This window comes from Aestuariibius insulae, from assembly GCF_040783535.2.
Lineage (GTDB): Bacteria > Pseudomonadota > Alphaproteobacteria > Rhodobacterales > Rhodobacteraceae > Aestuariibius > Aestuariibius insulae.
In genome coordinates this window covers 372,380-393,299 of record NZ_JBFONW020000005.1, presented here as the reverse complement: position 1 = coordinate 393,299, position 20,920 = coordinate 372,380, and the positions used below count along the sequence as shown (strand labels likewise).

At 63.4% G+C, this 20,920-nt stretch carries 18 protein-coding genes and 1 pseudogene; 15 read left to right on the top strand and 4 right to left on the bottom strand.

From position 1 onward, the window contains the following. Positions 1 to 246: 246 nt before the first annotated feature. Positions 247 to 1,128, bottom strand: a complete 882-nt coding sequence (locus tag AAD018_RS15795; RefSeq protein WP_367316648.1) for a helix-turn-helix domain-containing protein — start codon at positions 1,126 to 1,128, stop codon at positions 247 to 249. Between the two features lie 345 nt (positions 1,129 to 1,473). Between AAD018_RS15795 and AAD018_RS15790 the strand changes: the two genes are divergently transcribed. The 6 genes and pseudogenes from AAD018_RS15790 (at position 1,474) to AAD018_RS18420 (ending at position 7,549) form a co-directional block, all read left to right on the top strand. Beyond that, a complete protein-coding gene (locus AAD018_RS15790; protein WP_412005298.1) occupies positions 1,474 to 1,827 on the top strand; it encodes a hypothetical protein in 354 nt (117 codons plus the stop codon). 2 nt (positions 1,828 to 1,829) lie between these two features. Then, positions 1,830 to 2,450 carry a (2Fe-2S)-binding protein gene (locus AAD018_RS15785; protein ID WP_367316646.1) on the top strand — a complete coding sequence of 207 codons (621 nt, stop codon included), beginning with the start codon at positions 1,830 to 1,832 and terminating at the stop codon, positions 2,448 to 2,450. Continuing rightward, a complete protein-coding gene (locus AAD018_RS15780; protein WP_367316645.1) occupies positions 2,447 to 3,424 on the top strand; it encodes an FAD binding domain-containing protein in 978 nt (325 codons plus the stop codon). The genes AAD018_RS15785 and AAD018_RS15780 overlap by 4 nt, the downstream gene beginning before the upstream one ends. A gap of 3 nt (positions 3,425 to 3,427) precedes the next feature. Further along, positions 3,428 to 5,569 (top strand): xanthine dehydrogenase family protein molybdopterin-binding subunit, encoded by a 2,142-nt coding sequence (locus AAD018_RS15775; protein ID WP_367316644.1) that lies wholly within the window; start codon positions 3,428 to 3,430, stop codon positions 5,567 to 5,569. Further along, positions 5,566 to 6,288, top strand: coding sequence for an SDR family oxidoreductase (locus AAD018_RS15770; protein ID WP_367316643.1), 723 nt, complete (start codon positions 5,566 to 5,568; stop codon positions 6,286 to 6,288). Before AAD018_RS15775 ends, AAD018_RS15770 begins: the two co-directional genes overlap by 4 nt. Before the next feature lie 231 nt (positions 6,289 to 6,519). Next, a pseudogene (locus AAD018_RS18420) lies at positions 6,520 to 7,549 on the top strand (IS30 family transposase). 152 nt (positions 7,550 to 7,701) lie between these two features. On the opposite strand, the gene AAD018_RS15750 reads toward AAD018_RS18420, so the two are convergent. Beyond that, complete coding sequence (locus AAD018_RS15750; protein ID WP_367316639.1) at positions 7,702 to 8,052, bottom strand: ArsR/SmtB family transcription factor; 351 nt, start codon at positions 8,050 to 8,052, stop codon at positions 7,702 to 7,704. 50 nt (positions 8,053 to 8,102) lie between these two features. Here AAD018_RS15750 and AAD018_RS15745 point away from each other — a divergent pair, with 50 nt between their 5' ends. The 4 genes from AAD018_RS15745 (at position 8,103) to AAD018_RS15730 (ending at position 10,889) form a co-directional block, all read left to right on the top strand. After that, positions 8,103 to 8,438, top strand: coding sequence for a hypothetical protein (locus AAD018_RS15745; protein WP_367316638.1), 336 nt, complete (start codon positions 8,103 to 8,105; stop codon positions 8,436 to 8,438). Beyond that, complete coding sequence (locus AAD018_RS15740) at positions 8,428 to 9,492, top strand: pyridoxal phosphate-dependent decarboxylase family protein (protein ID WP_367316637.1); 1,065 nt, start codon at positions 8,428 to 8,430, stop codon at positions 9,490 to 9,492. Before AAD018_RS15745 ends, AAD018_RS15740 begins: the two co-directional genes overlap by 11 nt. Before the next feature lie 49 nt (positions 9,493 to 9,541). Then, positions 9,542 to 10,165: a LysE family translocator gene (locus AAD018_RS15735; protein WP_367316636.1), complete on the top strand. Its 624-nt coding sequence runs from the start codon at positions 9,542 to 9,544 to the stop codon at positions 10,163 to 10,165. A gap of 304 nt (positions 10,166 to 10,469) precedes the next feature. Continuing rightward, positions 10,470 to 10,889: a hypothetical protein gene (locus AAD018_RS15730; protein ID WP_412005296.1), complete on the top strand. Its 420-nt coding sequence runs from the start codon at positions 10,470 to 10,472 to the stop codon at positions 10,887 to 10,889. Positions 10,890 to 10,929: 40 nt separating this feature from the next. Here AAD018_RS15730 and AAD018_RS15725 read toward each other — a convergent pair whose 3' ends face one another. Beyond that, a complete protein-coding gene (locus AAD018_RS15725; RefSeq protein WP_367315222.1) occupies positions 10,930 to 13,428 on the bottom strand; it encodes a glycosyltransferase in 2,499 nt (832 codons plus the stop codon). Between the two features lie 167 nt (positions 13,429 to 13,595). Here AAD018_RS15725 and rfbC point away from each other — a divergent pair, with 167 nt between their 5' ends. Genes rfbC through AAD018_RS15700 form a run of 5 tightly spaced genes read left to right on the top strand, consistent with a single transcriptional unit; the run spans position 13,596 to position 17,818 of the window. Next, positions 13,596 to 14,144, top strand: coding sequence for a dTDP-4-dehydrorhamnose 3,5-epimerase (gene rfbC, locus AAD018_RS15720; protein ID WP_367315223.1), 549 nt, complete (start codon positions 13,596 to 13,598; stop codon positions 14,142 to 14,144). Then, positions 14,141 to 15,184, top strand: a complete 1,044-nt coding sequence (gene rfbB, locus AAD018_RS15715; RefSeq protein WP_367315224.1) for a dTDP-glucose 4,6-dehydratase — start codon at positions 14,141 to 14,143, stop codon at positions 15,182 to 15,184. The genes rfbC and rfbB overlap by 4 nt, the downstream gene beginning before the upstream one ends. Then, a complete protein-coding gene (gene rfbD / locus AAD018_RS15710) occupies positions 15,181 to 16,029 on the top strand; it encodes a dTDP-4-dehydrorhamnose reductase (protein ID WP_367315225.1) in 849 nt (282 codons plus the stop codon). The genes rfbB and rfbD overlap by 4 nt, the downstream gene beginning before the upstream one ends. Next, the gene (gene rfbA, locus AAD018_RS15705; protein WP_367315226.1) at positions 16,026 to 16,898 is read left to right on the top strand and encodes a glucose-1-phosphate thymidylyltransferase RfbA; all 873 of its coding nucleotides are present in this window, start codon (positions 16,026 to 16,028) and stop codon (positions 16,896 to 16,898) included. The genes rfbD and rfbA overlap by 4 nt, the downstream gene beginning before the upstream one ends. Continuing rightward, positions 16,895 to 17,818, top strand: coding sequence for a glycosyltransferase (locus AAD018_RS15700; protein WP_367315227.1), 924 nt, complete (start codon positions 16,895 to 16,897; stop codon positions 17,816 to 17,818). Before rfbA ends, AAD018_RS15700 begins: the two co-directional genes overlap by 4 nt. Positions 17,819 to 17,822: 4 nt before the next feature. Here AAD018_RS15700 and AAD018_RS15695 read toward each other — a convergent pair whose 3' ends face one another. Further along, positions 17,823 to 20,918, bottom strand: coding sequence for a rhamnosyltransferase WsaF family glycosyltransferase (locus AAD018_RS15695; RefSeq protein ID WP_367315228.1), 3,096 nt, complete (start codon positions 20,916 to 20,918; stop codon positions 17,823 to 17,825). Positions 20,919 to 20,920: the final 2 nt, after the last annotated feature.

The following is a 20,920-nucleotide window of genomic DNA, read 5'->3' as shown; positions in this document are numbered from 1 at the left end:
GGATGCGAGCGCCGTGTCGCAAATGAGATCGCCTTCGTCCCGAACCTGTTCAGCGACGCGAAAGAGGCTGCCTGACAGAGCCTGGCCCTCCCACCCCATGCGCCAGGGCGAATGATCAACGGACCCAGCAGGGCCAAGATACATTCTGGGTGATGGTCCGCCAATCTAGATCGCCAAATTCAGCCGCACCAAAGGCAAGCCCGATGCTGAAAAGCGAAAGACGCACTGAGAACCTAAACCGACGCTCTACCCGCGTGAAAACGTCCGCTTCGGGCGAAGTGAGGTGGGATTCACGCCAGTACGAGCCTTATATGCTCGGGAAAAATGTGCCTGATCTGCAAAACCGAGATCAAGGGCAATCTGGCTAAGGCTATCCCGCCCCGCACGAAGGCGTTCGGTCGCGACTTGGATGCGGATGTCCTGAACTATGGCGTAAGGCGTGAGTCCATGTTCTTTGTGCAGTCGCCTCCTGAAGGTCGTGGGAGAATTACCGCAGATGGCTGCTAGTTCTACGACAGAGATCCGACGTCCAAGATGGCTGCGTACGTAATCCTCCAGCAGGGCGAGCGAAACCGAGGTCTTTGTTGCTTCTCGTTGGGTGACAGTAGCTTCTAGCTGCTCCAAAAGGGCGGCAATAAGCAGACGCCCTAACCCGTCCAGACGCAACTCAGATACTGCATCGTCATAGGCAAGGGCATCCCAGCACCTGCGCATTGCTGCTTCGACAGAGGCGTCCTGCAAATAGGCGCGATGAAGTGTGTTCAGCCGGTCGAGCACGTCGAGGCTCTTTTCCTGAGCGACCGTTTCGGCGAAATCCCTGGACACGCTGAGAATTAGAAGGCTGTGCGGCCGCGGCACGTCGAACTCGACTGGCTCGTCCATCGGTGAGACGCCGATATCGCCGCGGCAGCGGCAGGCGGTCTCGCGCCACTTTGATCCAACTTTCCAGCGCGCCGCCGTGCGACCCGCAAGTGTCAGCCCTATGACCACGTCCCGCATGGCGGGGTCGGTGAATGCGTGTCCGCGCTGGTCGGCGCGAATTCCGTGAATTATGCCGCCCCTAATGCCCCGCTCTTTGCGATCAAAGCGTGCATATCCACTTGTTCGATAGAACTCTGCGTAATGCATCGACACTCCTTCAGGCGCAAAAAATCTTCAAATAGAGAGGAATATTCAATCCAAAAAACTGCTTTCAACCATTTGTTTGACGGTCAGCAGAAGTATGCAACGCAGTGATCTAATCGTGAAATTTCGCGACCATCGAAAGGCAATTGTGAAAATACGTCTGTTTTAACTGAAAGAGGCCCATGGACTATGTCGCGCATCAGTTTCGTCTTAGGGACCAAAGTTATCCTAGCCACGGCAGGCACGATGTCATTTGTACCTGCGTCCGCTCAGTCTGAGCCTACGTCCCCTAGTCCAGATGCGCGATCACAAATCGTCGCCCATTGGTACGAAACCATGGACTACACCATGCTAACAGAAAAGCTCGACTGGCGGCATGCGCCAGGCTTCTTCGGGGGCGAGGTGCTCACGACACGCGCTCAGGTGGAAGAGCAGCTCGCACCCTTCTACTTCGAGGTCTTCGACCACATCTTCGTCGAGATCGATCGGATCGAGGTGAGCAATGCGTCGGTCTTCTCCTTTGGCACCTATGTCATCACTCCTAAGAACTCTTCGGAAGAGGTCCGCGCTCCCTTCCTGCATGTCTGGACGGTCGATGCGGACGGGGGTCTTAGCGACCTTGTCCAGTACGCCGACACTCTTCTCATCAGCCAAGCTCTGGCCAGCGGGCGCGTCCTGCCCACCGACGATAAAGGAGATTAGCCATGACAGACGATACGACTTTCGATCCCAGTCGACGGGGCTTCCTGAAGAGTTCCGCTGCGTTAGGCGGCAGCGCAGCGGCGATGGGCCTCGGCGAGGCCGCCGCGCAAGAAGCAGTGCCTGGCGATCCGACCCCAGAAGCGGTAGAGATTACGCTGCGTGTGAACGGAGCCGAGCGCCACGTGCGCGCTGACATCCGCGCGAGCCTCTTGGACGTCCTGCGCGACCGGCTAAAGCTGACCGGCACTAAGAAGGGTTGCGATGCAGGCCATTGTGGGGCGTGCACCATCTCGGTCAATGGCGAGCGTCGGCTGGCCTGCCTGACGTTGGCCATACGCCACCAGGACGATGAGATCGGCACTATTGAAGGGTTGGGTAACCCTGACGAGATGCACTCAATGCAGGCCGCCTTCGTGCGCCACGACGCATTCCAGTGCGGTTACTGTACGCCGGGCCAGATCATGTCGGCCGTTGCCTGCATCGAGACTGGCAATGCCGACACCCGCGAGGAAATCAAGGAGTTTATGTCCGGAAATATCTGCCGCTGCGCCGCCTTCCCCAACATCGTCGCCGCCATCGAGGACGTGCGTGATGCGGACCTGGTCAGGGAGCGCGACACATGAGACCATATCAACTGCTTCGCCCCCGCTCTGTCGAGATGGCCGTAGAGATGATGGCAGCCCATCTCGAAGCCCAGTACATCGCAGGCGGGACAAACCAGATCGACATGATGAAAGCAGGCATCCATCGGCCCTCGCATTTGGTTGACATCGCGGGGCTTGGCCTTGACCGCATCAGCGACCAAGGCGACGTGATAAGGTTGGGCGCGCTGGCCTCGAACACGGTGCTCGCCACCGATCCCTTGGTGCTCGAGCATGTGCCCATGGTCTCTCAGACTGTGCTCGAGGGCGCCACACAGCAGATCAGGAACGCCGCTACTACGGCGGGCAACATCCTTCAGCGAAACCGCTGCCCGTACTTTTACGTGCCGGGCACGCGATGCAATCGCAAGAACCCTGGCTCTGGCTGCGACGCGATTGGGGGTTTCGATCGGCTCAACGCGATTTTTGGAACTAGCGAGAGCTGCATTGCGGTGATGCCCTCCGACCTCGCCATAGCACTCCGGGCTTACGACGCGCGTGTGCGCGTGATCGGGCCGGACGGCATGCGCACGATCCCTTTCGCGGATTTTCATCGCCCGCCTGGCGATACGCCCGAGGTGGAGACCGATCTGCGCAAGAGCGAGCTGATCTTGTCGGTCGATGTTCCGAAGGCAGGCAGGCTGGCCAGCGCATATCACAAGATTCGCGAGCGGCGCTCGTACGCGTTCGCGCTTTTGTCGGTGGGTGGCGCGGCACGGCTTACGGACGGCCGCATCGCTGAGCTTCGGCTGGCGGCAGGTGGCGTGGGCACCGTGCCCTGGCGTCTGCCTCAGGTCGAATCCGCGCTGATCGACGAAGCACCGTCGCAGGAAGCGTTCCAACGCGCCGCTGCGCTTAGCCGGGACGGCGCGGTCATAGGCCGCCAGAACGCCTTCAAGCTTCCCATGCTAGAGCGGGCCATCGTCCGCGTCCTCACCGATATTACGGAGACCTGAGACATGGCCATCGGACTCTCGATCCCCCGCATTGACGGACCCGCCAAGGTGACGGGCACCGCCCGCTACGCAGCAGACCACTACCCAGAAGGTTTGGCGCAAGGCTATCTCGTGCCTGCCACTATCACGCGTGGCCGTATCGCTTTCATCGACACGAGTGCAGCCGAGGCCGTGCCTGCTGTAGTTGGCATTCTGACGCACGAGAACATGGTATCCCTCAACCCGCTGCCGCTTTACGTAACACCGCTAGACCCGATGGGAGCGAGCGGGCAGCAGGTGCGCCTGCCAATGCAGGACGACCGGATAGAACATGATCTCGAATATGTAGCCCTCGTACTTGCTGAGACATACGAGGCGGCGCAGGAGGCGGGTGGGCTGATACGTGTCGAATACGAGCCCGAGGACGCCGTGCAGTTTGACTATGAGGACCGCGCCGCCCATACCAAGGTCGAAACGATCTTCGGTGCGCTTGAAGGTCAATACACACGTGGCGACCCGGATGCGGCGATGGCCGCCAGTGCCGTGCGTGTCGAAGGCACTTTCGACACACCCATCATGCATCATAATCCTATTGAACTGCACGCCACTGTGGCTGCCTGGGATGACAACCGCCTTGATGTGCGTGAGCCGACACAATGGGTGCTCGGCATCCGAAACGGCCTGGCCCAGACGTTCGGGTTGCGCGCCGAGGATGTGCGCGTGCGTTCCGAATACGTTGGCGTCGGCTTTGGCGGGAAGGGTCTGCTCGCCCCGCACACGATCCTCGCTGTGGCGGCTGCGCGCCGTTTTGATCGGCCCGTGCGGCTTGTCATTACCCGTGCGCTGGAATTCTCGGCCGTCGGCTTCCGTGCGCGGACTCACACGGAGGCTGCGCTTGGTGGCACAGCGGACGGCATGATCGAGTCGATCACGATGGAGATGCTGTCCGAGACGCCCGTATTCCAGGATGTCGCCTTCGAACCAGGTGTGCTGGCGCCGCGGCACATGTATGGCAATGTGAACATGCGCGCGAACCTCGCGCTCCATGCCTGTAATGTGCCCGCACCAGTGCCGATGCGCGCGCCAGGCGAGGCGTCGGGCATGTTCGTACTTGAGAGCCTCCTCAACGACTACGCAGCCGAGATTGGAATGGACCCGGTCGAGGTGCGCCGGATGAACCGAGCAGAGGTAAACCCGGAGACTGGCCTACCTTGGTCCTCCAACATGCTTATGGAGTGCTACGACCGCGGCGCAGCGATGTTTGGCTGGGCCGACTACACACCAGAAGCGGGTTCCATGACACGTGACGGCAAGCTGATAGGTTGGGGAATGGCATCGGCAACCTATCCGATGATCCGCACCATCTCAGCAGCCCGCGTGCGGGCTTTCCCGAACGGCCGTGTGCAGGTTGCCTGCGCTGCGCACGATATCGGAACAGGTATGTATACCGTCTGCGCCCAAATCGCCGCCGATACATTGGGCATCGACCCGTCGGGCGTCGATGTCTTGCTGGGCGACACCGACTTGCCACTCGCCCCCGCAGCCGTCGCTGCGCAGTCGACCGCCAGCGTCGGCTCGGCCGTGCAGGCGGCGGCGCGAAACCTACGCGCCGAGTTGGACCTTAGCGGCACTGGTGGGTCGATTGGCGAGGCGGTGCGCCGAACGGGTCGCGCCTCGGTCGAGGCGATGGCCGAGAGTCGGCCGGGCGACGAATATACGCGTGTCTCAATGTACGCCTTTGGCGCCAACTTTATCGAAGTTGAGGTCGACCCCATCACTCTTTGGGCCCGACCCACACGGATGGTTGGCGTGTATGCCGGGGGGAAGGTCATAAACCCGACGACCGCTCGCTCGCAGCTCATCGGGGGCGTGGCTTTCGCCATTGGCATGGCGATGACTGAGCACACAATCCGCGATCCGCGGAATGGTCGAACCGCGAACCCCGACCTCGGTTTATATCACATGCCCGTCCAGGCCGACATGCCTGAAATGCGTTTTGAATTCCTTGAGGAGAAGGACCCGCACGTGAACCCGTTAGGTGCCAAGGGTCTGGGTGAACTGGGTGGCGTCGGTCTCCAAGCCGCCATTACCGACGCCATGCGACATGCCACGGGCCGGCACGTGAGATATCTTCCTTATACGCCGGAGGCGCTGTTTCCTGCATGATCTTTAACCTCAGAGGCCAACACGTGTTGATCGTCGGCGGCTCCTCCGGCATCGGCTTCGCAGTCGCCAGGGCAGCTCTTGATCTTGGCGCTCGCGTCACATTAGCAGGCCGATCCATGCAACGTCTGGCGATTGCCCGTACCGGCCTACAAGCCGCCCCGGCGATCCTCGCTCTGGACGCGACCGACCGAGAAGGCACAGGTGCGGCCTTGGCGAAAGTTGACCCGATCGACCACCTCGTGCTGACGGCTGGGGGCGGCTCCACCGATGGACCCGTGGCGGAGATCGGCTGGCAAGGCCTGGCCGACACAATGACCAATAAACTTGGTGCCCAGGTCACGGCCTTAGCAGCAGCTCTGCCGCATCTCACCGAAAGCGCCTCTGTTACGCTGACAAGCGGTGCCGCCAGCCGATCCGCTACGCCTGGCATGGGCGCTCTGACCGCCACAAATGCCGCCATCGAAGCCCTGACACGCACACTCGCCGTGGAACTGGCTCCTTGCCGGGTCAACGTAGTCTCTCCCGGCCTCGTCGACACGCCCGGGCTCGCGACATTGGCCGGCGATGGTAAGGACGCCATGCTAAAAAATACCGCTGCGGTACTCCCCGTGGGCTTCGTCGCCAAGCCCGAACATATCGCTCCGCTGTATCTTGCCGCCATCACCAGCCGCTACGTCACTGGTGCGGTCCTGGACGCAAACGGCGGCGCGCTGCTGTGATTAGTGCGATGGCTGCATTTGCGGCCTTTCCCCAGCCTGCCGGTCAGGCGAGGACTGCATTGACTTTAAGGCTGGCTTCCAACACGGACGTCGGCGCCTATATAGCCGCGCATAAACCGGCTACCCGGCCTGGGGCGGGCGCGGCAATATCGCCACTGCCAATTCTAGATCGGTGCATTTTATCTCGAAGTGCGACAAACGAAGGTTATCAATGCGTTGGGAGGTCCAGCCATGACGCGATCGTTTGTTCATTTGAGCTTGGAAGAGCGACGGACACTTTACCATCTCCTTCATGCGAAGGCTTCGATCTCGGAGATCGCGCGGATCATGGGTCGCCATAGATCCACGATCTATCGGTAGATTCGTCGCAACTGGTGGCACGATAAGGAAGTCCCGTCGACCGATGGATATTGGCCGCTCACCGCTGAAAGCCTCGCATCTGACCGTCGAGCTCGTCAGCAGAAGTTGGTTCACAAGCCTGCGCTGCGCGTTGTGATCATCGATCGGCTGGAGGCGGGCCAGTCTCTCGAACAGATCGTGGGCCGCTTGAAGATCGAGCCAGGACAACCTGATCGGATTTGCCACAAGATGATCTATCGCTTCATCTATCCAGAGAACGGCCAGTCAGCCGAGTTGGCGCGTTATCTTCCAGGGCGCCGACGGAAGCGTCGGCCGCGTTTTGCACGCAAGCCGCAAGGTTCTGTCTTCCTTGAGAGCATCGCGATGAAGACCCGGCCGTATATGATCGAAGGCCGAAAGAGCTTCGGGCATTGGGAAGGGATCTGATGATCTTTCAGCGAGGACACGGCGCTGCAAACATTGCCACCATTGTTAAACGCAAGACCCGATATACAGTTCTCCTCCAAAACAACGATCGGCGGTCAAGATCCATCATGCAAAGGCTCATTGATGCGATGGCGCCCCTAATCCTACAGGCCCGCCAGTCCATCACGTCCGACCGCGGCTTCGAGTTCACGGCCCGGCGCGGGCTGTATCGTGGTATAAGAACCGCGAGCTGGTTCTGTGATCCGCAATCCCCCTGGCAGAAAGGAACGGTCGAGAACACAAACCGCCGATTGAGACGCCACTTGCCCTATGACACCGCCTTGCTCCCTCTTTCTCGCGGCGCAGTCCAGTCCGTCGCAGATCAGCTCAATACCACGTCGCACAAATGCCTGTGCTTAGGACGCCGGCCGAGGCGTTCCGCGAGGAGCTGGCCGAGATAAGAAGCGATAGATCTCTCGACGAGCGTCCGGATTGAGCCCACCTTGACCGATGCTGCGCAGAGCCTGAATGGCAGCTTCGGGGGTTTCAGATGGATCTAGGCCAGCGATCTGTTCCGTCCCAAAATGCAAGAACGATTGTGTTGGAACGGGCCATATGTTCCGCGGCGACGTCCCGCGAAGGTGCACCCTACTTCAACCGGTCCCCCAACCGCCCCAGCACTTGCTCGATGGCGTCCCGATCCGGCTTGTAGAACACCCAGTTCTTGATCTGCTTGGACGTGACCAGCCCGGCGCGGGCGAGCGCCTGCATGTGCGTGGTCACGGTCGGCTGCGAGAGCCCGATCTTCTGGGTGATGAACCCCACGCAGACGCCGTCTTCGACGAGATCGCCGTCGCGCTGCCGGGGGAAGTGGGCGCGCGGGTCGAGAAGCCAGCCGAGGATCGTCAGCCGCTGCGGGTTGGCCAGCGCGCGGAGTGGGGCGACGAGGTCATCGACCTCCGCGCCCGAAGAGGACGTTGACGGATCGGGCCCATCCATATAGTCGATAACCTATATAGATTCTCTTCTATCAGGATCGCACGACCCTCATGGCTCCGCAAGACACCCTCACCGATCCGCTGCGCGCAAGCACCGCAGCCCTCGACGCGGCCCACGGCTGCGCGCGCGCCTATCTCGACGGCGCCCATGCCCGGCGTGTCTCGCCCGACGCGGCCGCCCTGGATGGCCTCGCCGCGTTCGACGCCGCGCTGCCCGACGCGCCCTCTGACCCCGCCGCCACGGTGGCGCTGCTGGACCGCCTCGGAACGCCCGCCACGGTGGCCTCCACGGGCGGGCGCTTCTTCGGTCTCGTGGTGGGGGGCACGCTGCCTGCCGCCCTCGGCGCGCACGCTTGCCGCCGCCTGGGACCAAGTGGTGTTCAATGAGGCCACCAGCCCCGTCGGCGTCGCGCTGGAGCGGGTCGTGGCACGGTGGCTCCTCGACCTGCTCGACCTGCCCCCGTCCGCGTCGGTGGGCTTTGTCACCGGCGCGACCATGGCGAACCTGACCTGCCTCGCCGCCGCCCGCCAGCACTTGCTGGCGCGGCAGGGATGGGACGTGAACGGGAAGGGGCTCTGGGGCGCGCCGCCCCTGCGCCTCGTGGCCGGGGCGGAGACCCACGTGACGGTCAAGAAGGCGCTCACCCTTCTGGGCTTGGGCACGGACGCGCTGGAGCTCGTGCCCTGCAACCCGCAGGGCGCGCTCGATCCGGTTGGCGTGCCGGAGCTCGACGATCGCACGATCGTGCTGCTTCAGGCGGGCAACGTGAACTCGGGCGCCTGCGACCCGGTGGCAGAGGTGGCCGGGCGGGCGCGCGACGCCGGCGCGTGGGTTCATGTGGACGGTGCCTTCGGCCTCTGGGCGGCCGCGTCGCCGAACACGCGGCATCTGCTCAATGGGCACGGCGCGGCGGATAGCTGGGTCGTGGATGGCCATAAATGGCTCAACACGCCCTACGATTGCGGCGTCGCGATCTGCCGCCACCCGGCCGCGCTGCACGAGGCCATGCGGACGCAGGCCCCCTACCTGAAGGACGGGAGCATAGCCGCGCCCAAGGACATGGTGCCGGAGTTCTCCCGGTCGGCACGCGGGGTCGAGCTCTGGGCTGCGCTGCACTCGCTCGGGCGCGCGGGCGTGGCCGAACTGATCGACCGGTGCTGCGGCCACGCGCGAACGCTCGCCGACGGTCTGAGATCGCTGGGGTTCGATGTGCTGAACGATGTGGTGCTGAACCAGGTCGTCGCGACGGCGCCGAACAGCGAGGACCGGATGGCCGACCTCGCCGCGCGGGTCCAGGCGTCGGGCGAGGCGTGGTTCGGGCCCACGACGTGGAAGGGGCGGCCGGGCGTGCGCTTCTCGATCGCCTCCTGGACCACCACCAAGACGGACATCGAACGGACGCTCGCGGCCATCGAAGCGGCGATGGCCGATCTGCGCTGACCGGCCATTTCCCGCACCCAACCGAACCAGTCCCGAAGGTCCGCTTCCCATGAACCCCGCATCCATCGACCTCGTCGCCGCAGGCGCCTTCACCCTGGCGGCGATCGGCCTGCTCGGCTCGCCCGGCCCGGCGATCGCCGCGCTCCTTGCGGTCGGCAAGACCCACGGGCTGGGCCGGGGCCTGCGCTTCTACGGCGGGCTTCAGATCGGGCTCGGCGCAGCGGCGGCGATCAGCGCGGCCGGGCTCGTATCGCTTCTGATAGCCATGCCCGCCATGCGCATCGTCATGATGGTGGTGGCGACCGCCTACCTCCTCTACCTCGCCTGGAAGATCGGTACCGCCCCCGTGGGCGCAGACCCGTCGGAGGCCGACGCAACCGCACCCAAAGGGGGCTTCGCGCTGGCCGGTGCGGTCATCGGCATCACAAACCCAAAGGCTTACGTCGCCTTCGCCTCGCTCATGGCTCCCGTGATCCTGGTATCCGAAGCGCCCTTCGCGGACGGTCTGCTGAAATGGGCGCTCGTCGTCCTCGTGATGATCGTGGTCGACATCCTGTGGCTCTTCGCCGGGGTCGCGCTCGGCCGCGCCAGCCTGCCGCCGAAGGCCGAGCGTGCGCTCAACGTCGTGCTCGCCCTGATGATCGTCGCGGCAGCGGGGTTGGCGTTCCTGTAGCTGACAGCGCTTCAGCTCAAGCGTTCCAAAGGTATAGCCATGCTAAACCAGATCGTCGCGCCGACCGCAGCGGAAGGCGGCGAAGTCCCGCGATGCAAACACCCAAACGCCAGAATGCCGCGCCATCAAGCAATGTCCGGTCTGGCAAACTGCAGCGCGGCGCCGATGCTCAGTACGAATGACCGAAATGGGCTGGCCCCGGTCATCTAACCAAAACCGTCAGATGACGGCACCGAGCCCAAACGTAGATTGAGATTGGACCCTTCATAGCTTCATATAGCCTAAGCCAATAGTAGGAAGTATTGTGTCGAAGCGCGAACTCTTGATCGATGGCATCAAGCCAGACGAGATTGTGAATCTCGATGATTTGGACGCCTACACTCTCGCTGGGCGTCCAATTGTATTCTCTGTTGGCGAAGCGAAAGTTCTCGCTGAGTTCTCCAAATCAGGGAAAGTGCTTACTGTTGAAATTGCCGTTGTAGAACAAGGTGGTGAAGGGGTGTTCCCGGTGCTGATCAATACTATTGAAAGAGCGGTATTGAAGCGGGATTTTGCTGCAATCGAATGGTCTGTCCTTGCAAGGAACTGCTCGGCGCCAAATCCTAAACTGATGCGAGTTCTAGAGAAAATCGGCTTCGAAGTACGACAACTAGATAGTGGCACCGAGTTCTACTGGCAGCGACGGTCCATCAATGACTCTCTCTTGCGGCGTGTTTCACGCTAGGTCCGATTTGTCCGCACACCGGACATCCGACAGTGGAACGTCACGCGCCGCTGGTTTCGATGTGGCTTTTATAGGCGCGGGCGGTTTTACTGAGGGTTGCGTTGGGCTTTTCGGAGGCGCTTGGGAAAAGGGACGGCAGGCGGCGGGCTATGACGTCGGTGCCGTAGAGCTGGAGCGCCAGATCCTGGATCTCTTTGAGATGGGCGATGCGGGCGGCGTCGTCTTCGGCCAGGGCACGCAAAGCGGGCAGGACGCCGGAGGGGGGCAGGTAGAAGGGCAGATCGCCGAAGGTTTCCTCGAACTGGTGGGGCAGAAGGCAGGGCAGGCCCGCGATCATCGCCTCGATAATGGTGCGCCCGAAAGCCTCCCTGTAGTCGGTGTCGGGGAAGTAGACGAAGGCATCGAGACCGGAGAGATACTCCTTGGGGTCTATCGATCCGAAGGGATGATCTTCCCAGTTCGAGGGGAGGCATCCCAGCATCAGGAAGGGCTGAAAGGCGCCGCCGAGGATGACGACGCGGACATCCTCGTGGTCGGGATAGGCCTGCAAGAGCTGCTCTGGATCTTCGAGCCATTTCTCATGGGCGTCGCGTCCGTGGCGGCCAATCCGGTAAGGTGCGGTCATCTGGGGCTTTGGCTCGGCCAGGTAGGTGGCGGCGTCGAAGGTCGGCGTCCAGTCGAGGTCTGACAGGGGTGGCGCGTCGGGGCGGCTGCGCACGGCCTCTTCGATTTCGGCGCGTATCAGGGGGCCGATGGGGCAGATTTCCTTTGTCTCGGCGTTGACGCTGTCGATCCGGCTCAGCAGGTGCTCGCGGTCGTAGACGATCTGGTCCGGCGGGCGCTGGAACGAGTTGTTTATGACGAAGAAGGCGTGCCGTGCCTCGATCTTTGGCGCGACGATGCCAAAATGACCATGGGTGATGACCGAGGGGTTGCGGATGATCAGATGATCCACGGTCAAGTGATCGAAGGTATAGGGTTCGACGATCTTACCTGCCAAATCGCCGTAACGCGGTGTTGTCGGGCGACCGCGGTCGTAGTCGCAGCCGCAGTGAATCAGGATCGGCTCCAGGCCCTGTGCCGCGAAATAGCGCATTTCGTCCACGGTCGAGGATGTGTTGCCGCCGGGAAAGACGGTGTCGGTGAGGATCGCTATCTTCGCGGTTCGGCGGCGGTCCGGCGGCGCGTGGCCGGTCAGGGCCTCGGTGACACGCTCTGGCGGATTGAGCGCCTCGGGCGGGGCGGGAAACGGGCGGTCCTCCTGCGGGAAGGACATGACAAGATCGCGGGGGCGTTTCGTGTCGTGCCACCGGGTGAGCTCGTCACGGTAGCGCTGGCGCGGCGTGGTCATGCCGAATTTGGGCGAGTATCCGGAGACGGGATCGTTCGTCAGCGAGTTCGGCAGGTCGGCGAAGAAGGTGAGCGGGTCGTTGAGGCGAGGGACCGGCTGCCCGGTGATGCGCGTGATGCGGCGCACGATTTCGCTGTCGGCGGCGAACCGGACGCTGTCCCATGCGCCGAGGGCCTCGTGGAAGAAGCGGGCCCTGACCATCAGATTGATGAAGCCGCCGGTCACGATGCCGTCGGCGGAGTTCGCTCCGATCGGCGAGAGCCTGGTGGGCGTGCCGTCGGTGTCGAGCCGGATGGTACCCATCATGCTGGCCGGCAGATCGGAGGCGGTGAGCTGACGAAGATGACGCGCGATGCGTTCGGGATGCGACCAGTCGTCGGAATCCTGGCCTGTGAGGTAGGCGCCGCTGGCAGCCCGGGCCGCGCGGTTCTTGGACACATAAGGCCCGACATTGGCGGCGTTGCGTAGAAGGCGGATGCGGGGATCTTCTGACGCGAGGCGCTGGAGCGTGGGCCAGCTGTCGTCGGTGCTGCAATCGTCGCAGATCAGCAGCTCAAGATTGCGGTGGCTCTGGTTCAGGATGGAGCGGATGGAGCGTTCGAGCAGGTCGCCGCCGTTCCAGACGGCCATGAGGACGCTGACAAGCGGACCATCCGTCACCGGCGGCACCGGGTCGGTCGAGAGGCGATGAAAGAGCGGCTGGCCGCCATGCTCAAGGGTGATCGGCGCCGCGCCCTCGCGGGTGACGTAGCGGTTGATGATCTTGAGCCAGCGCGCCTCCTCGCCTGTCTGCGCGGCCTCTACGGCGTCGAAAATATCGACCCGGTCTGCCATCCGGCCCGGCAGGTGATCGCGGGCGAAGGCGCGGGCGCGGCCCAACTCTCCAGCCGCCATGATGGCTCCGGCGGCGGAGAGGACGTAGTTCGGATCATAGACGATTTGGCGCTCGAGCGGGCCATAGATCGCCTCGGCATGGAGGACAGGATTTTTGGGCTTCATCCCCGGATGACAGATCCGGTAGGCGACGGGGTCGAGATCGGGATGCGGCCAGCGTCTGAGATAAGCTCCGAAGCGCAGGTAGTGATGCGCGGGGTCGAGCCCGCTGACGGCGACGTCTGGATAACGGTCGGCATACCATTCGGCGTCGAAGTACCGCGAGCGGGCAATCCGCTCAATCTCGTCGCTCACGGGATCGGGCCTCTTGGTCGGTTGATGTACCCGGATCGGTAGCATCCGGTTGGCGGAGCAACAATGCAAAGGCGCGCCCGGCTGGCGGTTTCCGCAGGGTCAATGCGGCTGGCCCGTGCGCCCCGGCTTTGGTAAGAGAGCCAAAAGAGCAGGGATCGCAAGACCATATGCAAGTCGAGACAACCGCTCTGGAGGGCGTTCTGGTGCTTGAACCCAAGCGGTTCGGGGATGCGCGCGGGTTCTTTTCGGAAAGCTGGAATGCGCGGGTGATGGCCGAGCACGGGATCGAGCTGGACTTTGTGCAGGACAACCATTCGATGTCGGCGCGCGCGGGCACGGTGCGGGGGCTGCATTATCAGGTGGAGCCCCATGCACAGGCCAAGCTGGTGCGTTGCGGGCGCGGGCGGCTGTTCGATGTGGCGGTCGATATCCGGCGCGGCTCGCCCACGTTCGGGCGCTGGGTCGGGGCAGAGCTGAGCTTCGAGAACGGGCGGCAGCTTCTGGTCCCGGCGGGGTTCGCGCATGGCTTCGTCACGCGGGAGGACGAAACCGAGATTGTCTATAAATGCACTGATTACTACGCGCCCGATGCGGATCGGGCGATCCGCTATGACGATCCGGAGATCGGAATCGACTGGGGTCTGAGCGGGGCGCCGATCCTGTCCGAGAAGGATGCGGCGGCGCCGCTGCTGGCGGATGCGGAGGTGTTCGCATGACGCTGCTTGTCACAGGCGGGGCCGGGTTCATCGGCTCGGCGGTGGTGCGGCTGGCGGTCAGTCGGGGCAAGCGCGTCGTCGTGGTCGATGCGCTGACCTATGCGGCCTGTCTGGAGAATCTTGCGACGGTCAAGGACAGCCCGCTTTACGGTTTCGAGAAGGCTGATATTCGGGACCGGGCGGCGATGGATGCGATATTTGCACGGCACCAGCCAGAGGCGGTGATGAACCTGGCCGCCGAAAGCCATGTGGACCGTTCAATCGATGATCCCTCGCCGTTCATCGATACGAATATTGGGGGGACGTTTACCCTGCTGGAGGCAGCGCGCGCCTATTGGACCGGGCGCGGGCGGCCAGGGGGCTTTCGGTTTCATCATATCTCGACCGATGAGGTTTTCGGGTCGTTGGGGCCGGAGGGGGCCTTTGACGAGACGACGGCCTATGCGCCGAACTCGCCTTATTCGGCGTCAAAGGCGGCATCGGATCATCTGGTGCGCGCCTGGGGCGAGACTTACGGCCTGCCGGTTCTGACGACGAATTGCTCGAACAATTACGGGCCGTATCATTTTCCAGAAAAGCTGATCCCCGTGGTGATCCTGAACGCTTTGGCGGGCAAGCCGATCCCAGTTTACGGCGCGGGCGAGAACGTGCGCGACTGGCTTTATGTGGAGGATCACGCGGAGGCGCTTTTGACCGTTGTGGACAAGGCCGCGCCCGGCAGCAGCTATGCGATCGGCGGCAATGCGGAGGCGCGCAACATCGATCAGGTGCGGACGATCTGCGGGATCCTCGACCGGCTGCGGCCCGGGGGCGCTTCGCATGCGCAGCTGATCGAGTTCGTGACCGACCGGCCCGGGCATGATGCGCGCTATGCCATCGATGCTTCGAAGATCCGGGCGGATCTGGGGTGGACACCGTCCGTGACGCTGGAGGACGGATTGGAGCGGACGGTGCGCTGGTATCTGGAGAACGAGACGTGGTGGCGCGCCCTGCAGGCGCGCGACGGGGTCGGCACGCGTTTGGGGGCGCTGGCCTCGTGAAGGTCCTGTGTTTCGGACGGTCCGGGCAGGTTGCCACCGAATTGCGCGCGCTGGACGTCGAGGCGCTGGGCCGCGATCAGGTGGATTTTGCGCAGACGGCAGAGGTCTGGGCGACCGCTGAACGCGCGCCGGCGGATGTCTGGATCAACGCGGCGGCCTGGACGGCGGTGGATGCCGCCGAAGAGCACGAGGCTGAGGCGCGGCAGATCAATTGCGTGGCGGTGGAGGCTTTGGCCGAGGTAGCGGCCAAACGTGGGATCCCCTTGGTGCATCTGTCGACGGATTATGTCTTTGACGGGAGCGGCGAGCGGCCGTGGAGGCCGGAAGATCGTGTGGATCCCTTGGGCGCTTACGGGCGGACCAAGCTGGCCGGGGAGAACGCGGTACGAGAGGCTGGCGGGACCCATGCGGTTCTGCGGACGTCCTGGGTGTTCTCTGCGACCGGGTCGAATTTCGTCAAAAGCATGCTGCGGCTTGGGGCCGAGCGGGACAGCCTGCGGATCGTGGCCGATCAAGTGGGCGGGCCGACCTCGGCGGCGTCGATCGCGGCGGCCTGTCTGGAGGTGGCGCGGCAGCTGGTCGACGCGCCGGACAAGAGCGGGACCTATCATTTCGCGGGGGTTCCGGATGTGAGCTGGGCCGGGTTCGCGCGAGAGATCTTTGACGCGGCGGGCATGGATGTGGCGGTCGAGGAGATCCCGACGTCGGGTTATCCAACGCCAGCCGCGCGCCCGCTGAATTCCCGGCTGGACTGCAGCGCGACCGAGCGGGTCTTTGGGATCGCGCGGCCGGACTGGCGCGAGGATCTAAGGGCGGTGTTGGCGGATCTAAAGGTGGCGGCATGAGCCGGAAGGGGATCGTTCTGGCCGGAGGGTCGGGCACGCGGCTTTATCCGGTGACGCTGGGGCTGTCGAAGCAGCTGCTTCCGATCTACGACAAGCCGATGATCTATTATCCGCTGTCGGTTCTGATGCTGGCGGGGATGCGCGAGATCGCGATTATCACGACGCCTGAAGATCAGGACCAGTTCCGGCGGCTGATGGGCGATGGCAGCCAGTGGGGGCTGTCGCTGAGCTTTATCACTCAGCCCAGCCCGGACGGTCTGGCGCAGGCCTATCTGTTGACCGAAGAGTTTCTGGGCGGTGGATCTTCGGCGATGGTGCTGGGGGACAACATCTTTTTCGGGCACCGCATGCAGGAAATGCTGGCCGAGGCCGATGCACAGGAGAGCGGCGGGACGGTCTTTGGCTATCGCGTCGCCGATCCGGAGCGGTACGGGGTGCTCGATTTCGATGCAGAGGGTGTCGCGCGCGATATCGTAGAAAAACCGCAGGTGCCGCCGTCGAGCTATGCGGTGACGGGGCTTTATTTTCTGGACGGGACGGCGCCTGAGCGGGCGAAGGCGATCACGCCCTCGGCGCGGGGCGAGCTGGAGATCACGTCGCTGCTGACCGATTATATGGCCGATGGAGCGCTGACGACCAAGCTGATGGGGCGGGGGTATGCGTGGCTCGATACCGGGACGCATGGCAGCCTGCTGGATGCGGGTAATTTCGTGCGCACGCTGGAAAGCCGTCAGGGGCTTCAGACCGGCTGCCCCGAGGAGATCGCCTTTCAAAAGGGTTGGATCGACCGCGCGCAGCTGGCGGATCTGGCGGAGCGGTACGAGAAGAACGCCTATGGCCGTTACCTAAAGGCCTTGGCCGAAGCGTGAGCGGCGCGCCCCATGTCACCGTGCTGATGGCGAGCTATAACGGGCGGGATTGGCTGCCCGCGCAGGTGGATAGCCTGTTCGCGCAGACGCATGAGAACTGGTCGCTTCAGGTCAGCGATGATGGATCGGTCGATGGCACGCGCGATCTGCTGGATGTGCTGTCGGCGGAACATCCTGGCCGGATCGCCTGGCAGCCGGGGCCGGGGCGCGGAGCGGCACAGAACTTTCTGGCGCTGGTGCGGGATTTGCCGGAAGCGCCCGGCTGGATCGCCTTTGCCGATCAGGACGACGTGTGGTTTCCGGACAAGATCGAGCGTGGCGTGGCCGCGCTGAAGGGTGAGGCGGGACCGGCGCTGTATTGCAGCGTAACGCGGATCGCGGAGGCTGACCTGACGCCAAGGGAAGTGTCGGATGCGCGCCCTCGCCCGCTTGGGTTTCGTAACGCACTGGTGCAGAACGTGGTGGCGGGCAATACGATCCTCGTGAACCCGGCGGCGGCCCGGCTGCTGCGGCAAGCCGCGCAGAGGACCGGCGAGGTCGTCATGCATGACTGGTGGGTCTATCTGCTGCTCTCGGGCGCCGGGGCGGCCTTGCATCATGATACCGAGCCGGGGCTGCTGTACCGGCAGCACGGGGGCAACGAGGTCGGCGCGAACAAGGGCGCGCGGGCGCGGCTGATGCGGGTGGGGATGATCCTGACCGGCCGCTACAAGCAGTGGACCGATACGAACATGGCGTGGCTGCGATCCGTGGAGGATCTGCTGACGGAGGAGAATCGCGCGCTGATGGAGGAGTTCGACCGGATGCGGGCCGGGCCGCTTTCCGTGCGGTCGCGGCTCGTGGATCGGCTTGGGCTTTATCGGCAGACGCGGCTGAGCACGCAGGCATTGAGGCTAGCGGCCGCTCTGGGTCGGATCTGAGGTTTTAGATCCGGATGCCGAAGCGGTCGTAAAAGCGGTCGCTTTCAGCGCGCATTGCCTTGTCGATGATTGCCAGACGCTCGGGCGTTTTGCCCGGGTCGGGTTCGAAGACGGCGCGATGCGCCTCTTTGAATAGCGCGACGATATCCTCATCCGAGTTCGCCGGATCGCGCATCGCCTCGCAGATGCGTTCGCAGTCGATCATTCTGAGGGACGGATTGGTCTTTTCCGGCGGCACCGTCCAATCCAGTGGGACAGGCGGCAACAGAGCCTCGAGCGTCTCACGGATGTCGCCGCGCAGTCGCGGGGTGATGGGCCGATCGGGGAACCGTGATTGCCATTTGTCGACAAACTTGGTCGGGCGGATGACTGCGCGCCGTTGCTTGACGAAGGCCTGAAAGCTCTGGCCACCGAACGGGTTCCGCGTCTTGAGCCAGCGGTCGAAATTTTCCTTCAGGTATTGGGAATAGTCCGCGAAAACAATTTCTGACAAAGGCCGGATGAAGACCAGAATATCGACCGGGATACCTTTCTCTTGCACCAGATCGATAAACGGATCGGCCGCCCCCAGGTTCGAGAACAGCGCCTCGTGAGAGAGGATGGCCAGCTGGCCCTGCGTCATTTCCTGAAGCTGTGCCTCAGAAACGGAGCCGATATCGGCAGCATTGCCGGGATGGATCGGGTCGTTGTGGGGATAGCAGATCCCCGCCTTGGCGAGCGCATCCCTGTTCTGCAGAAGGACGTTCTGTAGATAGGTCGACCCGCATTTCGGGGCGCCGATATGAAGGAGGATCTTCTTGTCGCTTCGGGCGGGTTCTGACGGCCCATCCACTTGCGGACGGCTTATGCCCGCTGCGATTTCCGGGATCACTTCGTCCAGCGGACGGCCCAACTTGCGCAGATCGATCCGGCGGTCTTCGGGCGAGACAGGCGTGCCCGTGCGAAGATCAGTCAACGCCTCGCCCAGCTTTGCCGCGAGCGCGGGGGCGAAGGGGGCCGCCGAATAGATCGCCGGGCTGAGTGCGCTGAGATCCTTGACGTCGAAGCTGTTGGTGACGACGCGCACACCCGAGGCCGCCATTTCGAGCGGCGGGTGGCTGGGATGGGGGGACAGCATCAGGGACAGGGCCAGATCGACCGTCAGCAGGTAGGAGGGATAACGCTCGAACGGCAGCTTTCCGAGGCTTTTCAGCTGGTGGCCGTTTTCCAGCCGTATCGTATCGTGGCGCAGGCCCATGCTGACCAGCTCGATCTCTTGCGGGGTCAGGCCGGTTTGCTTGAGAAAGAGGTTCAGCGTCTCGAGCGTGGTCTCGAACATGTTGCGGGCGACTTCGGGGCGGCCATAGACCGCGAGCCGGATTGGGCGGTCGCCTTTGAAGGGCGCGCGCTGACCCTTGGCGTAGTGTTCGATGTCGATGGAGGGATGAAAGGAGGGCGCTTCGGGGGTTGCGCAATCGACGCCCTGACCCGCGCAATAGTCCCTGAGCAGGGTCGTGTTGAAGATCGGCGCGATATCGAAGCCGTAGCTGGCCGTCGCGTCAGCGTGATCGGCGCCCCAGGGATAAAAGCCCGGCTCATAGTCCTGAATGAGATAGCGGATCGGCGTCTTGGCGTAGCCGAACCGGGTCTGGAGATCCTTCGCGACATGGGCGGTCCACCAGGCGGTGGCCACGAAGATATCGTCCTTGTGCGCCGGAAGGCGATCCGCGCTTTTGCCGCAATGAAGCGTGATGCGGCCCGGCAGGTCTGCATCCTCCATCGCCTCTGGCTTGAGCCGACCCAGAACGAAGCTGCGCGAGGCGCCTTGCACCGCGATGGGCAGATCCGTGGCCACAAAGCGGACGCGCAGACCCTCCCGGGCAAGGCCGAGTCCCAGATCGACCGCGGTGGCGATGCCCGCAAAGATCTCGGACGGATTGAGCGAGGGCAGGAGGATCGTTACCGAGGGCTGCGTCTCACTGAAGTCAGGGGTCCAGGAGGCCACCTTTCGGTTCACCTCCGGCAGCTTGCCCGGCGCCTTGTCCGGGCCTTCGAGCCGCGGCGGGGAAAGCCCAGGCGAGAGGCTGAAGAGGCGGGTGTCGAAGCGGTCGAACGCATCGTCGAGCCCCGGCCCCAGCGCCATCCGCCAGGTCCAGATGCGCCGGCCAAGCCCGGTCACGGCATAGGTCAGCGCGATCTTCGCGCGGTCGATATGACCGGTGACGGCCATCCATGCCGCGTCCGCCAGAAAGGGCAGCATGCCGCTGCGCCGTCCCAGGAACGGGCGCAGGCTTCTGAGCTTGGCCGGATCGGGGCGTCCGGTCTGCTGCGCACGGTAGGCGAGGTCGTTTGCGAGGTAGCGCGCGAGCGCGTAGCCCGACGCCTTTTGTCGCATCCACGTCATATCGGGTCTGGGTAGGCGGGGACGCGCCGATCCGGTTTCGCGGTCCACCGCCCCGATCGCGTTGCCGCCGTGTTGCCGATAATCGACCAGCGGTCGGTCGATCCGGGCGATACCGCCCATGGCTTCGGCGACGAGGCCAAGCCACAAGTCATGGTAGAAGTGAACGCCGGTCTGGGCGGGAAACGGCAGGGCTGCCGCCACGAGACGGCCGGTCATCAGCGCTGTCATACCGGTGATCGTATTGCGATAGAGAAGCCCGCGCAGCCCGGGTTTCGGATGCCGTTTTTCGATCTGGAACATCGAGGCGTGCAGGGGCTCTCCGGTTTCGTCAATCAGGCGAGCATCCGCATGGGCCAGATCCGCGCCGCCTTGCGCAAGAGCGTCGATCCCGGCGCGGAGCCGGTCCGGGTGCCAGATATCGTCCTGATCGCAAAGGGCATAGAGCGCGTCCGGCCCTGCCTCCGACAAAGCCGCTTCGAGGCCCGCCTCGAAAGCGCGCACCGCATCGAGCGGGCCCGCCGGTTCGATCAGCGTATGGGGCAGATCACCGGCCAGCTCTGCCGCGAGATCGGCGGAAGTGGTGTCGGCAATAACGAGATAAAGACGAAGGTCCGCATCCTCGGGCAGGTCCTGCGCGGCGATCGATGCCAGTTGCTCGCTCAGGTAGTGTCGATCCGGGCGGTAGATGGCCAGGACGATACGGATAACAGGCGACATTT

What these genes read in the sequence shown, in the direction of transcription:
- AAD018_RS15780 (WP_367316645.1), top strand. Translation starts at nt 2,447, where the DNA reads ATGAGACCATATCAACTGCTTCGCCCCCGCTCTGTCGAGATGGCCGTA.
- AAD018_RS15745 (WP_367316638.1), top strand. Translation starts at nt 8,103, where the DNA reads ATGGCTCCGCAAGACACCCTCACCGATCCGCTGCGCGCAAGCACCGCA.
- rfbC (WP_367315223.1), top strand. Translation starts at nt 13,596, where the DNA reads ATGCAAGTCGAGACAACCGCTCTGGAGGGCGTTCTGGTGCTTGAACCC.
- rfbB (WP_367315224.1), top strand. Translation starts at nt 14,141, where the DNA reads ATGACGCTGCTTGTCACAGGCGGGGCCGGGTTCATCGGCTCGGCGGTG.
- AAD018_RS15695 (WP_367315228.1), bottom strand. Translation starts at nt 20,918, where the DNA reads ATGTCGCCTGTTATCCGTATCGTCCTGGCCATCTACCGCCCGGATCGA.
- AAD018_RS15750 (WP_367316639.1), bottom strand. Translation starts at nt 8,052, where the DNA reads ATGGATGGGCCCGATCCGTCAACGTCCTCTTCGGGCGCGGAGGTCGAT.
- AAD018_RS15775 (WP_367316644.1), top strand. Translation starts at nt 3,428, where the DNA reads ATGGCCATCGGACTCTCGATCCCCCGCATTGACGGACCCGCCAAGGTG.
- rfbA (WP_367315226.1), top strand. Translation starts at nt 16,026, where the DNA reads ATGAGCCGGAAGGGGATCGTTCTGGCCGGAGGGTCGGGCACGCGGCTT.
- AAD018_RS15790 (WP_412005298.1), top strand. Translation starts at nt 1,474, where the DNA reads ATGCTAACAGAAAAGCTCGACTGGCGGCATGCGCCAGGCTTCTTCGGG.
- AAD018_RS15795 (WP_367316648.1), bottom strand. Translation starts at nt 1,128, where the DNA reads ATGCATTACGCAGAGTTCTATCGAACAAGTGGATATGCACGCTTTGAT.
- AAD018_RS15735 (WP_367316636.1), top strand. Translation starts at nt 9,542, where the DNA reads ATGAACCCCGCATCCATCGACCTCGTCGCCGCAGGCGCCTTCACCCTG.
- AAD018_RS15770 (WP_367316643.1), top strand. Translation starts at nt 5,566, where the DNA reads ATGATCTTTAACCTCAGAGGCCAACACGTGTTGATCGTCGGCGGCTCC.
- AAD018_RS15785 (WP_367316646.1), top strand. Translation starts at nt 1,830, where the DNA reads ATGACAGACGATACGACTTTCGATCCCAGTCGACGGGGCTTCCTGAAG.